This is a genomic window from Pseudomonas sp. GD03858 (assembly GCF_029840925.1).
Taxonomy (GTDB): domain Bacteria; phylum Pseudomonadota; class Gammaproteobacteria; order Pseudomonadales; family Pseudomonadaceae; genus Aquipseudomonas.
In genome coordinates this window covers 1-13,267 of record NZ_JAOCDM010000137.1, presented here as the reverse complement: position 1 = coordinate 13,267, position 13,267 = coordinate 1, and the positions used below count along the sequence as shown (strand labels likewise).

The window sequence follows — 13,267 nt, the reverse complement described above, 5'->3', positions numbered from 1 at the left end:
TAGGGGACGCGTGTCCAATTATCGATGGGGGTGATATTCGCTACTGCTGCAATGAATTTTTCCAGGCAGACGCATCGGCGTAAGTTTTGACCCAAGGCCCCCGACGGGCCAACGTCAACCACCGAAGTCGAGGTCAGCCCACATGAACTTCAATCTCTTCCCGGTCATCGCCGCTTCCGCCATCTCCGCCTCCGTCGTACTGCCGGCTCACGCCCAGCTGGAGCAAAGCGCCAAGGCGTCCAACACCCACAGTTACACCCAGAAGTACCTGCAGCAGAGCGCGCATTTCCATGCGGCCCTGAGCAAGCACGCCAATTGAGTGTGTAAAGCCATTGGTAATAGCACAACGCCATGTGATTTAATTTGACGCTATTTTTTTGACTCGCCAAAGGGGCAGAGCATGATGTGGCGTATCACGGCGGTAGTGCTGTTGTTGATGTCCGCGCCGATCATGGCGCTTTGAGCGACACGCTGTTTCACTTGGCCATCACGGCCTTGAACAGCGGCGATGCCAGCCAGCCCTGCAACCAGCTCCGCAACCGCGGATAAGCCGCCTCGGCGAACCATTCGGGTTCGACCCCGGCAAACTGGCGCATCAAGGGCAACAGGGCAGCATCGGCCAGGCTTGGATGAGCGGCCAGCAGGTAGGACCTGCCTTCGAGCAGGCCTTCCAGCTCGGCCAGCCAGGGCTCGGCCTGGGCGCGGTAGTGTGCCCGGGAGTGCTCGGGGTAGCGCTCGGCGTACTTGTACAGGTTTACCTGCGTCTTGAAGGTGCTGTCGTTGCGCACGATCAGCGCTTCGGCCAGCTGCGCCGCAGCGGGCTCGGCCTGCAGGCGCCAGTCCTCGGGGTCATGTTGGGCAAGCGCCCAGCGCATGATGTCCAGGCTTTCCTCCAGCACCGCATCCCCGGTATCGAGCACCGGCACCGTGCCTTTGGGCGACAGTGCCAGCAGCTCGGCGGGCTTGTCTTTCATCTTCACTTCCACAACCCGTACTTCGCAGCCGGCATAGCGCAAGGCCAGGCGTGCGCGCATGGCCCAGGGGCAGCGGCGGAACGAGTAGAGGATCACCCGCATACCTCCACGTCGCTCAGGCCGTTGCCCTGGCGGCGCACCTGGATCTGCACCGGAATGCGCTCGTGCATCTCCTGCACGTGGGAAATCACCGCCACCTTGCGCCCCTGGGCCTGCAGGCCGTCGAGGGCGTCCATGGCCAGTTGCAGCGATTCGGGGTCGAGGCTGCCGAAGCCTTCGTCGATGAACAGCGATTCGATGCGCAGGGTGCTCGACGCCATGGACGCCAGGCCCAGGGCCAGGGCCAGCGACACCAGGAAGGTCTCGCCGCCCGACAGCGAATGCACCGAACGCAGCTCGTCGCCCATCTCGGTATCCAGCACCAGCAGGCCCAGGGCGCTGCCGCCGCGCTTGAGACGATAACGCCGGGCCAGCTGGCGCAACTGGCTGTTGGCGTGGTGCAGCAGCAGGTCGAGGTTGTAGCCCTGGGCGATCTTGCGGAACACATCGCCCGAGGCCGAGCCGATCAGCTGGTTCAGACGGGCCCAACGCTGCCATTGCAGGCGTGCTGTTTCGATCTGTTCGGCCAGGGCTTGGCTTGCCTGTTGCCGACGCTGGTCCTCGGCCTGTTGGGCGCGAAGCTCGGCGCATTGCTGCTCCTGGGCTGCCAGCTGTGCGGCCAGCTCGGCGAGGGCGGTTTCCAGTGCTTCGACGGGCAGTTCGCCGTGGGCCTGGGCGGTGTGTTGCTGCAGCCGCTGCTCGCGCTCCCCTAGCAACACGCGGCCTTGCTCGACGGCTTTTTCCGCGGCTTGCAGGCGTTGGCGCAGCTCGCCCACCTGGCTGTCGTCGATGGCCAGCAGGCGGTCGAGGCCGGCGTCGTCCAGCTCGGGGTGTTCGCTGCGCCACTGGGCGATTTCACCCTGCAACTGCTGGTGTTCCTGCTCCAGTGCCTTCTGGCGCTGCTGGTTGGCCTTGAGCTCGCCGGCCAGTTGCACACCCTGGGTGTGCAGCGCCTGCAGTTGCCGGGCGCTGTCAGCCTCGGCGGCGCGGGCCTGTTCCAACTGGGTGTCCATGTGCTGCTGCCAGGCTTCGGCGCTGGGCTGCTCACCGAGCAGCTCGCCCAGGGTGGCCTGGGCCTGCCGGCGTTGTTCGTCCAGCACGGCGAGCTTCTGTTGCAGCTGCTGCTGGCTATGCAGGCGTGCCTGTTGCTGATCGCGCTGTTTGTCCAGCTGGACCTGGCGAGCCTGTTGTTCTTCCAGCTCGTCCTTGCGCAGGTCGAGTTGCTGACGGCGCTGGGCAATCTGCTGGTCGAGGCCGAGGAACGCATTGGCCGGGTCGTCGCGCAGGGCCTGGAGAATGTCCGGGGGCAGCACGCTTTCGAGGCTTTCGAGACCCTGCGCGAGTTGCTGCTCGTCGGCGACCAGGGCCTGGTGCTGTTGGTCGAGGTGGCGCTGGGCCTGTTGCTGGGCTTGGCCTGCAGCCTGCAATTGCTGGGTGAGGCGGGCGGCATCCTTTTGCAGGGCGAGCAGGGCGCCCTGGCGTTTCTCGTCGCGGTCGATCTCGTCGCCTAGGCGGCGCAGCTGGCCGTCGAGCCATTTGCTGCGGGCGCTGTCATCCTGCGGCGCCAGCGCTGGCCACAGGGCATGGGCTTGAACCTGCTCGACCACGGGCTGCAACTGCTCGCCCAATTGCTGCTGTTGCTGCTGCTGATCCTTGAGCTGGGCATTGACCACGCCCAGTTGGGTACGCAGCTCCACCAACTTGGCACTGAGCTGTTCGACCTGCTTGTGCGCCGCCTCTTCCTCGGCCTGGTCGTGGCGTCCGAGGCTGTGCAACAACGCCTCGGGCTGATGGAACGGGTGTTCGGCACTGCCGCACACTGGGCAGGGCTCGCCATCACGCAGCTGGGCGCGCAGTTCTTCGACGCTGGTGTTGCGCGCCAGGCGCTGGCGCTCGAGCAACTGGCGGGTCAGGGTCAGCGCCTGCTCGGCGCCTTCCAGTTCGGCCTTGGCCGCCGTGCCTTCGCCGATCAGCTGCTGGCGCTGCTGCATGGCCTGTTGCTGGCGCTCGCGCAGTGCATCGAGGCCGTTGCGCAGTTCCATTTCGCGGCCATGCAGGCGCGACAGCTCCTCGACCGCGCGTTGCTGCTTGCGGTTGTCCTGGAGCATGGCGCCCAGCAGGTCGATCTGCTCGGCCAGTGCCTGGGGCTCGGCCCCCGCCTCGCGGAACAGCAACTCGAAGTGCTCGCGCTGGGTTTGCAGCTGGGCGTTGGCCTGGCTGGCCTGGGCCTGCAGGCCGGGCAGCTCTTCGCGGCCCTTGGCCAGGCGGCCGCCGATCAGCATCACCTGCTTGAGTTGTGGCAGGTAGGCCTGCCAGGCGTCGGCCAGGCTGCCGAGCGGTTCGCTTTCGGCCAGGGCGCTGTCGATCCGGGCCAGTTGCTGCAGGCTGCGTTGCTGGTTGTCTTCCAGCTGCTGCAGTTGCTGGCGGGCCGCATCGACTTCCTGTTCGGCCTGGGTGCAGGCTTCACGTTGCTCGGCAAGCTCCTTGTCCAGGCGCGCCAGGTCGCCCTGGGCGGCGAAGGCCTGGCGCAGACGCGGGGCGTTCTCGCCGTGCAGGGCCTGGTGCTGGGCCAGGTGCTGGCGGGCCGTTTCCAGGGCTTGCTGCAGCGCGTCGGTGTGTTGCTGCAGTTCGGTTTGCTGGCGCTGCTGCTGGTCGATATCGGCCAGCACCGGGGCCAGTTGCCCGGCCAGGTGCTGCTGGCGGTGGAACTGGTGGCGCTGTGGCGCCAGGCGCTCCAGGCGTTGCAGGTCGACGCGCTGTTCGGCCAGTTGCTGCCACTCGTGTTCCGCGCTTTGCAGGGCCGTGCCGGCTTCGTTGTGCTGGGCTTGCAGGCGCTGCTGTTCGGCAAACCAGGTGCGCTGCTGTTCCAGCTGGCGCTGGCGCGCCTGGTCGGCCTTGAACTGTTGCTGGGCCTGTTCCAGTGCCTGGTCGAGGGCCGCGCGGGTTTCGGCTCCCATTGGCAGCAGGTGTTCGGCCTGATTCTTCAGGTCGTTGTGAACCTCGCCGGTTTCCCGCGCCTTGCTGAAGGCACGTTGGCCCAGGCGGGTGTAGATCGCGGTGTTGGTGAGTTTTTCCAGCAGTTCGCTGCGCTCACGGTCGTCGGCCTTGAGGAAGGCGCCGAACTCGCTCTGGGCCAGCATCACCGCGCGGGTGAACTGCTCGAAGTTCAGGCCCAGGCGCGCCTCGACCAGTTGCTTGTATTCGTTCTTGCCGCTGCCCAGCAGTTGCTCGCTGTCCAGGTCGTAAAGGCTCTGGCGGCTGTTCTGCAGCTTGCCGGTGGCCTTTTCGCGGGCGCGGTTGGCTTCCCAGCGGGCGCGGTAGCGACAGCCGTCGATACCGACGAAATCGACCTCGGCGAAGCCGCTGCCGGTGCCGCGGCGCAGCAGGTTGCGCGGATCCGAGGTAGGGATCTCGCCGTCGGCGTCCGGCACCTTGGCTTCCCGGGCGATGTCGTTCAGGCGCGGTACGGTGCCGAACAGCGCCAGGCACAGGGCGTCGAGCAGGGTGCTCTTGCCGGCGCCGGTGGGCCCGGTGATGGCGAACAGGCCGGCGCTGGCCAGGGGCTCGGCGGTGAAGTCGATATCGATCGGGCCGGCCAGCGAGGCCAGGTTCTTCAGGCGGATGGCGAGGATCTTCATGCCTGCTCCTGCTCTTGCAGGACGTCCTGCAGCAATTCAGCGAAATCGGCCAGGGCCTGGTCGTCGGCGGGGTTGCCGTAGGTCTGCTCCCAGGCGCGGCCGAACAGGTCCTGCGGGGTCATCTGGGCAAGCTCGACGAAGGCCTGCTCGTCGTCCTCGGCGCGGCCGCTGCCGGCGTATTCGGCGCTGATGCGCACCAGGCGCACGGCCTTGCCCTGCAGGGCGCCTTCGATCTGCTGGCGCAGGTCGGGCTGCGGTTCGTCCAGGCGTACCCGCACTTCCAGCCAGGGCTGGCGGTTGGGGTCTTCGAGCAGATCGATCACCGGCAACTGCCCGAGCTGTTCGAGCAACTCGCCCAGCGGCGCCGGACCGACCCGTTGCAGCGCCACCGCGCGCGGTACCAGGCGCGGCTCGACGCTGACCAGCTCGCTGCCCTGCAGCTCCACTTCCAGCACCTGGTGCGGGTAGTTGATCTCGGCGAACGACAGTGGGATCGGCGCGCCGCTGTAGCGGATGCGGTTCTCGCGGTTGACCTTCTGCGGCTTGTGCAGGTGGCCGAGGGCGACATAGCCGATGGTCTTGTCGAACAGCTTGGCCGGCAGGGCCTCGGCATTGCCGATGATCAGGCTGCGCTCGGAATCTTCCGAGATACTGCCGCCGGCCATGTGGGCATGGCTGATGGCGACCAGGGCCTGGTCCTTCTTGCGTTTCTTGCGCGCCGCGGCGATGAGCTGCTCGTGCACCTGGGCGATGCCCTGCAGGTAGTCGTCACCCAGGGCTGGCCCGGTGACTTCGGCCGGCCGCAGGAAGGGCAGGGCCAGGCACCAGGCCTCGACCTTGCCGCGGGCATTGGTCAGCGGAATCAGCAGGCGCTCGGCGTCGAGCTGGCCTTCGTCGAGCCAGTGCACCCGGCCCAGGGCATGGGTACGCAGGCGGCGCATCAGCGGCGCCGGCAGCTCGATGCGCGAGCCGGAGTCGTGGTTGCCGGCGATCATCACGATATCCAGCTTGGGCTGTTGCTCATGGGCCTGGACGATGAAGTCGTAGAGGCGCTCCTGGGCTTTGACCGGCGGGTTGACGGTGTCGAAGATGTCGCCGGCGATCAGCAGCGCATCGGGCTGGCGCAGGCGCAACTGGCCGAGCAGCCAGTCGAGGAAGCAGGCGTGTTCGAAGTCGCGTTCCTGGCCATGCAGGCTTTGGCCCAGGTGCCAGTCGGAAGTGTGAAACAGACGCATGGAAGATCCGTTGGATGAGCGGCGGGGCTTTGGGATAAGGGCGCTATGGTAACTCGGTGAGCGGGCTTTTGGTGAAAGGAGCTGGCGGTTGCGGTGCCTGTGCCGGCCTCTTCGCGGGCAAGCCCGCTCCCACAGGGTTGCTCGGGGTCGGTGGGCGCGGGCTTGCCCGCGAAGAGGCCGGGAGGGTTACTTGGGATACAGCGGCGGCAGGCTACCCGCGTCACCCGACGGTGCCAGCACCTGTTCGGCTGGTGGAATGGCGCCAATGGCACGCCACAGCTCGTCGCCGTGCCAGTACTGGCCACTCTCGCTATACAAGGCGCCGTTCAGGCCATCGAGCGCGTCGGAGAGGAGCACGAAGCGCGCCGCCATCTCGGCCAGGGTTTCCGGCTGCTGGCGGGCCCAGGCGTCCAGCGCCTGACGCGTGGCCTGCGGGTCGTTGGCCTGGCAGGCGCGCTTGAGGTCGTCGAGCAGCGTGCGCGGGCTTGGGCCGCTCTGCGCCGCGCGCAGCACCGCCGGTTGCGAACGTGCGCGCCACCACAGGGCGAAGCCGAGCAGCGTGGTCAGGGTCAGGGCCAGGGTCGCCAGTTGCCATGGCCAGAGCAGGCGATTGCTGGTGGCGGTGTCGCCCGCCGGCGTGTCGGCGCTCAAGGCCGGGTTGTCCTGCACGTCGAGGGTGCGTGCCGGCAGGCTGGTATGCTCCAGATGGTCCTCGCGGGTGTTCCACCAGGTCACCTCCAGCGCCGGGAGCGCGAGCTCACCGCTGTGGGTCGGGACCAGCGCCTCGCGCTCCTCGCGGTTGGCGATCATGCCACGCTCGCCGATCTCGTTGCGCAGCAGCGGCTGGTCGGGATAGCGGCGCAGGCCGACGGCCTCGGTGGCCGGCAGCGCTGGTAGCTGGGTGCTCGACAGCCCTTCGGCGCGCAGGGTGACGTTGCGCGTCAGTGAGTCGCCGATCTGCGTGGGTTGGCCGGCCGGGTCGGGGTTCCAGCGTTCCTCCAGGGTCAGGCTGCGGGCGGGCAGCCATGGGCGATCGGCCGGATAGCTCGATGGGATCGGTTTGACCTCCAGGCGCAGCGGCAGGGAACTGACCTGCACCTGGCGCCCGACCCGCGGCGTGCCGGCAGGCTGTTCGCCGTTGTCGGCGGCGGTGGCGGTGAAGCGCAGCGCCGGTACTTCGAGGCTGCCGCTCTGCTGCGGATAGATGGCGTACCGGGTTTCGATCACGCCGTGGCGCACGCCGTTGATCTCTTTTTCGTAGGTGCGCGACTCACCCAATGGATCGACCTTGGCGTTCTCCAGCTGCAACGGGCTGAGGCTGCTGTCGTCGTAAAGCGCCATCGAATGATAGATGCGCAGGGTCAGCACGGCCTGGGCCTGGACATACACCTCGCGGCTGTCGAGGGTGGCTTCGATGAACACTTGCGAGGCCACGTCCGGGCGTTGGCTGTCGGCTTGCTGTACCTGCAGCTCGATCGCCTGGCTGCGCGACTGCCCCAACTGCAGCTCGGGAATGCGCAGGCTACCGCTGCGCCGGGGCAGCAGGGTGATGATCCAGCGGGTGCTGGCGCGGGTCTCGCCGTCGAGGCTGTGCAGGCTGTTGAGCTGGCGCGTGCCACGGACTTCGAAATCGCCCTCCAGGGCGCGCAGGTCGGGTTTGCCGAACTGGGTGACATCCTGGCTCTCCAGGGTCAGCTCCAGGGTTTCGCCTGCCTCCAGGCGCGTGCGGTCGACGCTGGCCTGAAGGGGCGGTGAGGCCTGGGCCGCGAGGCTCCACAGCAGGCCAAGGAGAAAGACGCCGAAGCGACTCATCGTGGGGTTTCCTGATGCAATTGCTGTTCGTACCAGAATTTGCGTCGCAACAGCTCTGCCGGGTTGTCGGGAATCTCCCGCAGCCATTGTTCCAGGGCCTGGCGCTGTTCGGCGTCAAGGCTGGTGGAGACCGGCCGCTGGGGCGGTTGGGTGATGCTGTCGTCATCGCCGGCGGCATTGCCAGGTGAGACCTGGGTGGTGCTGGCATTGTCGCCGGCCTGCTGGGACTGGGCTTGTTCATCGCTGCCGGGCGTGCCCTGGGCCTGGCTGCTGGACGAGCTGCTGTTGCCATCGGTGTCGTTGCCCGGCGTGTCCTGGGCATCGGCGTTGGCCGGTTGTTCCTCGGCCTTGGCCTCGCGCTGCTGCAGCAATTGCTGCACCAGGACCTGGTTGTCCAGCGCCGGCTTCAAGTCGGGCTGGCGTTCCAGCGCTTGCTCGTAGGCGTCCAGTGCGGCCTCCAGTTCACCGGCGCGGGCCAGGGCATTGCCTCGATTGTAGTGGGCGGCGGCGTCGTTGCCCTGGGCGAAGGCCGCGGCGGCACCGGCGAAGTCACCGGCCTGGTACAGCGCCATGCCTCGCCACTGCGGGTCCTGGAAGTGTCGGGCCGCTTCGGCCGGTCGTTGGCGCTCCAGCAGGCGTTGCCCCTGTTGATCGCGGCGCAGCCAAAGGTCGTTGAACTCGAAGGCCTGGCTCGGCTGTGGCAAGGCCAGGAGCAGCGGCAGGCAGAACAGCCAGCCCCGGCGACCGGCGCAAGCGGCGAGCAGCAGCAGGGGCAACAACAGCCAGTAACCCTGGTCGGCCCAGCTGTCCAGTTGCACGGTCTGGCCATCCTTGTGCAGCAGGCGAGGGTTGTCGTAGAGACCCAGGCCGCGCAGGTCGAGGTCATCGATGCGGGCGTGGCGGTAGCGCCCGCCGGTGCCGGCGACGAACGCCTTGAGCGAGGCGCTGTCCAGGCGTGGCAGGAGGATGCCGCCCTGGTCGTCCTTGAGGTATTGGCCGTTGGCCTGGCGCACCGGGGCACCCTCGGCCGTGCCCACGCCCAGCATCAGCAGGCTCGGCCCCTGGCGACCGAGGGCCTGGAGAATGCCTTCGCGCTCCTGGTTGCTCAGGGCCGAGCCGATCAGCAGCAGCCGGCCCTGGCCCAGGCCGCTCTGGGCGAGCAGCGCCAGGCCCTTGCGCACGGCCAGGTCGGCGCGCTGGCCGGGCTGCGGCATGATCGACGGGTCGACGGCCTCGAGCAGGTTGCGCGTGGTGCCCAGGTCGTCCGACAGCGGCACCAGGGTATGGGCGGAGCCTGCGTAGACGACCAGCGCGGTCTGGCTGTCGCGGCGGTGCTCCAGCAGGTCGAGGATCTTGCGCCGGGCCTGTTCCAGGCGGTTGGGCGCGCTGTCCTCGGCGAGCATCTGCGGGGTCAGTTCGAGCAGGATCACCAGTGGATCGGCCGGGCGCTGGCGGGTTTCCTCCAGGCGCTGCCAGCTCGGACCGAGCAGGGCGAGCACGATCAGCAGCCAGGCCAGGCCCAGGGCGATCCACGGCAGCTTGCTGCTGCCACCGCTGCCACCACCGAGCAGCACGGCATGGAATGGCTGGGGCAGGATCAGCTGCCAGCGCCCGGCGCGCTTGCGGCGGTGCCAGAGCTTGTACAGCAGCCAGCCGAGCAGCGGCACGACCAGCACCCAGAGCGGGCGTAGCCATTGTGGCCAGAGTTCGATCATCGCCGCCTCCTCAGACGCAGGCGCTTGAGACGCTGGCGCCATTCCGGGTGTGGTTGCAGGAAGCGTGGCTTGCGCAGCAGGCGCTGCAGCCCGTTGTCCGGCCACTGCACGGCCACCACCAGCAGCACGCTGAGCAGCAGCGCCAGGCCCAGCGGCCAGGCATACAGTTCGCTGGCGGTGCGTGCCTGGGTCGGTTGCTGGGCCACCGGTTCGAGCTGATCAAGGGTGTCGCCGATGGCATCCAGCTCGGCGCCGTCGTGGGCGCGGAAGTAGCTGCCGTGGGTGATGTCGGCGATTTCCTTGAGCGCGGCTTCGTCCAGGTCGAGGCTCGGGTTCAGTCCGAGCAGGCCCGGGGTGCCGCTGGCCTCGGGGTTGGCGCCGATGCCGATGGTGTAGATGCGCACGCCTTCCTGGGCCGCCAGGCGCGCGGCGGTCAGCGGGTGGATCTGTCCGCCGTTGTTGGCGCCGTCGGTGACCAGGATCAGCACCCGGCTCTGTGCCGGGCGCTGGCGCAGGCGCTTGACGGCCAGGCCGATGGCGTCGCCGATGGCGGTGTTCTTGCCGGCGATGCCGATCTGCGCTTCGTCGAGGAAGGTGCGCACGGTACGTCGGTCGAAGGTCAGCGGTGCCTGCAGGTAGGCCTGACTGCCGAACAGGATCAGCCCCACACGGTCGCCCTGACGGTCCTGGAGAAAGTCGCCCATCAGCGCCTTGACCAGGTCCAGGCGGCTGATTTCATCGTCTTTCCACTGCATGTCGGGAAAATCCATGGAGCCGGATACGTCCACCGCCACCAGCAGGTCGCGGCCACTGGCCGACACGGGGACCGGGTCGCCCAGCCATTGCGGGCGCGCGGCGGCCAGCAGCAGGAGCAGCCAGATCAGGATGAACGGCGCCTGCTGCCGCCAGGTCGGCAGGTTCAGGCGCGCGCGGCGCCCGGCCAGGCCTTCGAGCTCGTCGAGAAAGCCGACCTTGAGCACCGGTTCGCCGCTGTCGGCGGCAGGCAGCGCCAGGCGCGCCAGCCAAGGCAGCGGCAGAAGCAGGAAGATCCACGGCCAGGCCAGTTCAAACATGCTTGCGGATCCAGGTTTCGACCGCCTGGGCGAGCCCGGCGATGGCTTTGTCGTCGAGCTTGCACTCAGGCTTGTAGGCGCCTTCGACCAGCACCATCCAACGGGTCAGGCCGGCGGCCGGGCAACGGTTGTCGAGAAAGGCCAGCCATTGCCGGCCATTGAGCGTGTGGCTGTTGGCGCCGGGGTAGTGGGTCCGGCACAGGCGCTTGAGCAGGGCGTTGATCTGCTGTAGCCAGGCGCCGGCTGGGGCGCCGTCGTAGGGACGCGGCAGGCGCGCCAGCTCGGCCAGGGCCTCGACGCGGACCGGGTCCAGGGGCAGCTCGGCGCGTACTACCTTGCGCTGGCCTGGGCGCCAGTGGCGCAGGCGCCACAGGCCCCAGGCCAGCAGCGCCAGCAGGATGGGCAGCAGCCACCAGCCCGGCGCCGGTGGCCACAGGCCGATGGCGGGCGGGGCGATCAGCGGCTGCAACTGATCCAGCGGGTTCATCGATTGCTCCCGGGGCGCTGTGCGTTCAGGTATTCGCGCAGCTGTTCGATCATCTCGCTCTGGGTGCTCAGGGGCATCAGCACCACCCGTAGCTTCTGCGCCAGCAGCTCCCAGCGCTCGATGCGCGCCTCGGCTTGTTGGCGGTAAGCCTGACGCAGGTTGGCATCGAGGGTGTCGAGTTCCAGCTGCGCGCCGCGCTGGGCGAAGCGCAGCAGACCGGCGGCGGGCAGGGCGTGGTCGAGTGGGTCGCTGATCGGCAGCAGCAGCACGTCGCAGTGGCGCGACAGCATCGCCAGGTGCTGCTCGACGCTGGCGTTGAGCGCGCGCTCGTCGCAGATCACGATGGCCAGGCTGCCCGGGCGCAACACCTCGCGCGCCCGGCGCAGGGCCAGGTCGAGGCTGTCGGGCTGCGGCACGGCTTCGGTGTGCAGGGCCTGGTTGGCCTTGGCCAGGCGGTTGAGCAGTTGCAGCAGGCTCTGCTTGCTGCGCCGAGGCTTGATCTCCAGGTGATCGTTGTCGCCGAACACCAGGCCGCCGATGCGGTCGTTGTGACCCAGCGCCGCCCAGCCGAACAGCGCCGCGGCCTGGGCCGCCAGCACCGACTTGAACATCAGTCCCGAGCCGAAGAACAGCCGCTGGCTCTGCTCGACCATGATGAAGATCGGTCGTTCGCGCTCTTCGTGGAACAGCTTGGTGTGCGGCTCTTGGGTGCGCGCGGTGACGCGCCAGTCGATGTTGCGCACGTCGTCGCCGGCCTGGTACACGCGCACCTGGTCGAAGTCGACGCCACGCCCGCGCAGCTTGGAGTGGTGCAGACCCACCAGCGGGCTGCGCTGGCCGGGCCGGGAGAACAGCTGGATCTCGCGTACGCGGTGGCGCATGTCGATCAGGTCGGACAGGCCGATGCGGATGCCGGGTTCGGCCAGCTGCGCGGTGGGCATGGGTTCAGGCGACAGCGACGACGTCGAGGATGCGCTGGACCACGCGGTCCTGGTCGACCCCCGCGGCCTCGGCCTCGAACGACAGGATGATGCGGTGGCGCAGCACGTCGAACAGCACCGCCTGGATGTCCTCGGGGCTGACGAAGTCACGCCCGGCCAGCCAGGCGTGGGCGCGGGCGCAGCGGTCCAGGGCGATGGAGCCGCGCGGGCTGGCGCCGTAGGCGATCCAGTCGGCCAGCTCGCTGTCGAACTTGGCCGGGGTGCGAGTGGCCATCACCAGTTGCACGAGGTATTCCTCCACTGCGTCGGCCATGTACAGGCCGAGGATTTCCTTGCGCGCGGCGAAGATCGCCTGCTGGCTGACCCGCCGTTCGGGCTTCGCTTCGCCGCCCAGGGCTTCGCCGCGGGCCTGGAGCAGGATGCGCCGCTCGACGGCGGCGTCGGGGAAGCCGATTTTCACGTGCATCAGGAAGCGGTCGAGCTGGGCTTCGGGCAGTGGGTAGGTGCCTTCCTGCTCGATCGGGTTCTGCGTGGCCATTACCAGGAACAGCGGCGACAGTTCGTAGGTGCTGCGTCCGACGCTGACCTGGCGTTCGGCCATGGCTTCGAGCAGGGCGGACTGGACCTTGGCCGGGGCGCGGTTGATTTCGTCGGCCAGCACCAGGTTGTGGAAGATCGGTCCTTGCTGGAACACGAAGCTGCCGGTTTCCGGGCGGTAGATCTCGGTGCCGGTGATGTCGGCCGGGAGCAGGTCGGGGGTGAACTGTATGCGATGGAACTGTGCTTCGATGCCTTCGGCGAGTTCCTTGATGGCCTTGGTCTTGGCCAGGCCCGGGGCGCCCTCGACGAGCATGTGGCCGTCGGCCAGAAGCACGATCAGCAGACGCTCGACCAGTTTTTCCTGGCCGAGGATCTGGGAGGAGAGAAAGGTGCGCAGCGCGATCAGCGCCTCACGGTGTTCCATCGTCGACGGTTCCTGGGGATGGGCCCTGGCGCGCTGGAAGCGGTTGCCGGGCGGGGGTGGATACTTTAATGCATCCGGGGGGGTGGCGACCAATGGCGGTTAGCAAAAATCGTGTAAAGGGGAGGGTTGGGGATTGCAGGTGTTGGTGGGGGTGTATGCAGGAGAGTGAGTCATTGTTTATTGAAGGCGGTCGTTTCGTTGTCGAGTCATTACATGTGACGAGGCGCTTGACCTGATAAGACGTAATTTCCTGGTCGGCAAGTAATTCATTTTTTCTGGTCTTGGTCTTGATCTTGCTTCTAAGCGCGCGATAGTTCAGGCGCCGCCAA

The 13,267-nt window shown here is 67.7% G+C and carries 10 protein-coding genes; 1 reads left to right on the top strand and 9 read right to left on the bottom strand.

Going from position 1 to position 13,267, the window contains the following annotated elements:
* Positions 1 to 142 precede the first annotated feature (142 nt).
* Positions 143 to 319, top strand: coding sequence for a hypothetical protein (locus tag N5D48_RS23765; RefSeq protein ID WP_167388412.1), 177 nt, complete (start codon positions 143 to 145; stop codon positions 317 to 319).
* A 157-nt stretch (positions 320 to 476) separates the two neighbouring features.
* Here N5D48_RS23765 and N5D48_RS23760 read toward each other — a convergent pair whose 3' ends face one another.
* The 9 genes from N5D48_RS23760 to N5D48_RS23720 all read right to left on the bottom strand — a co-directional run bounded on the left by N5D48_RS23760 (position 477) and on the right by N5D48_RS23720 (position 12,938).
* On the bottom strand, positions 477 to 1,070 hold the full coding sequence (locus N5D48_RS23760; RefSeq protein ID WP_279888456.1) for a glutathione S-transferase: 594 nt from the start codon (positions 1,068 to 1,070) through the stop codon (positions 477 to 479).
* Positions 1,067 to 4,711 carry an AAA family ATPase gene (locus N5D48_RS23755; RefSeq protein ID WP_279888455.1) on the bottom strand — a complete coding sequence of 1,215 codons (3,645 nt, stop codon included), beginning with the start codon at positions 4,709 to 4,711 and terminating at the stop codon, positions 1,067 to 1,069. The genes N5D48_RS23760 and N5D48_RS23755 overlap by 4 nt, the downstream gene beginning before the upstream one ends.
* Positions 4,708 to 5,946 (bottom strand): exonuclease SbcCD subunit D C-terminal domain-containing protein, encoded by a 1,239-nt coding sequence (locus tag N5D48_RS23750; protein ID WP_279888454.1) that lies wholly within the window; start codon positions 5,944 to 5,946, stop codon positions 4,708 to 4,710. Before N5D48_RS23750 ends, N5D48_RS23755 begins: the two co-directional genes overlap by 4 nt.
* 186 nt (positions 5,947 to 6,132) lie before the next feature.
* Positions 6,133 to 7,758 (bottom strand): BatD family protein, encoded by a 1,626-nt coding sequence (locus tag N5D48_RS23745; RefSeq protein WP_279888453.1) that lies wholly within the window; start codon positions 7,756 to 7,758, stop codon positions 6,133 to 6,135.
* Positions 7,755 to 9,473: a VWA domain-containing protein gene (locus N5D48_RS23740; protein ID WP_279888452.1), complete on the bottom strand. Its 1,719-nt coding sequence runs from the start codon at positions 9,471 to 9,473 to the stop codon at positions 7,755 to 7,757. Before N5D48_RS23740 ends, N5D48_RS23745 begins: the two co-directional genes overlap by 4 nt.
* Positions 9,470 to 10,546 carry a VWA domain-containing protein gene (locus tag N5D48_RS23735; protein ID WP_279888451.1) on the bottom strand — a complete coding sequence of 359 codons (1,077 nt, stop codon included), beginning with the start codon at positions 10,544 to 10,546 and terminating at the stop codon, positions 9,470 to 9,472. The genes N5D48_RS23740 and N5D48_RS23735 overlap by 4 nt, the downstream gene beginning before the upstream one ends.
* Positions 10,539 to 11,033 (bottom strand): DUF4381 domain-containing protein, encoded by a 495-nt coding sequence (locus N5D48_RS23730; protein WP_279888450.1) that lies wholly within the window; start codon positions 11,031 to 11,033, stop codon positions 10,539 to 10,541. The genes N5D48_RS23735 and N5D48_RS23730 overlap by 8 nt, the downstream gene beginning before the upstream one ends.
* On the bottom strand, positions 11,030 to 11,974 hold the full coding sequence (locus N5D48_RS23725) for a DUF58 domain-containing protein (protein WP_279888449.1): 945 nt from the start codon (positions 11,972 to 11,974) through the stop codon (positions 11,030 to 11,032). Before N5D48_RS23725 ends, N5D48_RS23730 begins: the two co-directional genes overlap by 4 nt.
* Before the next feature lie 4 nt (positions 11,975 to 11,978).
* Complete coding sequence (locus N5D48_RS23720) at positions 11,979 to 12,938, bottom strand: MoxR family ATPase (protein WP_279888448.1); 960 nt, start codon at positions 12,936 to 12,938, stop codon at positions 11,979 to 11,981.
* Positions 12,939 to 13,267 lie beyond the last annotated feature (329 nt).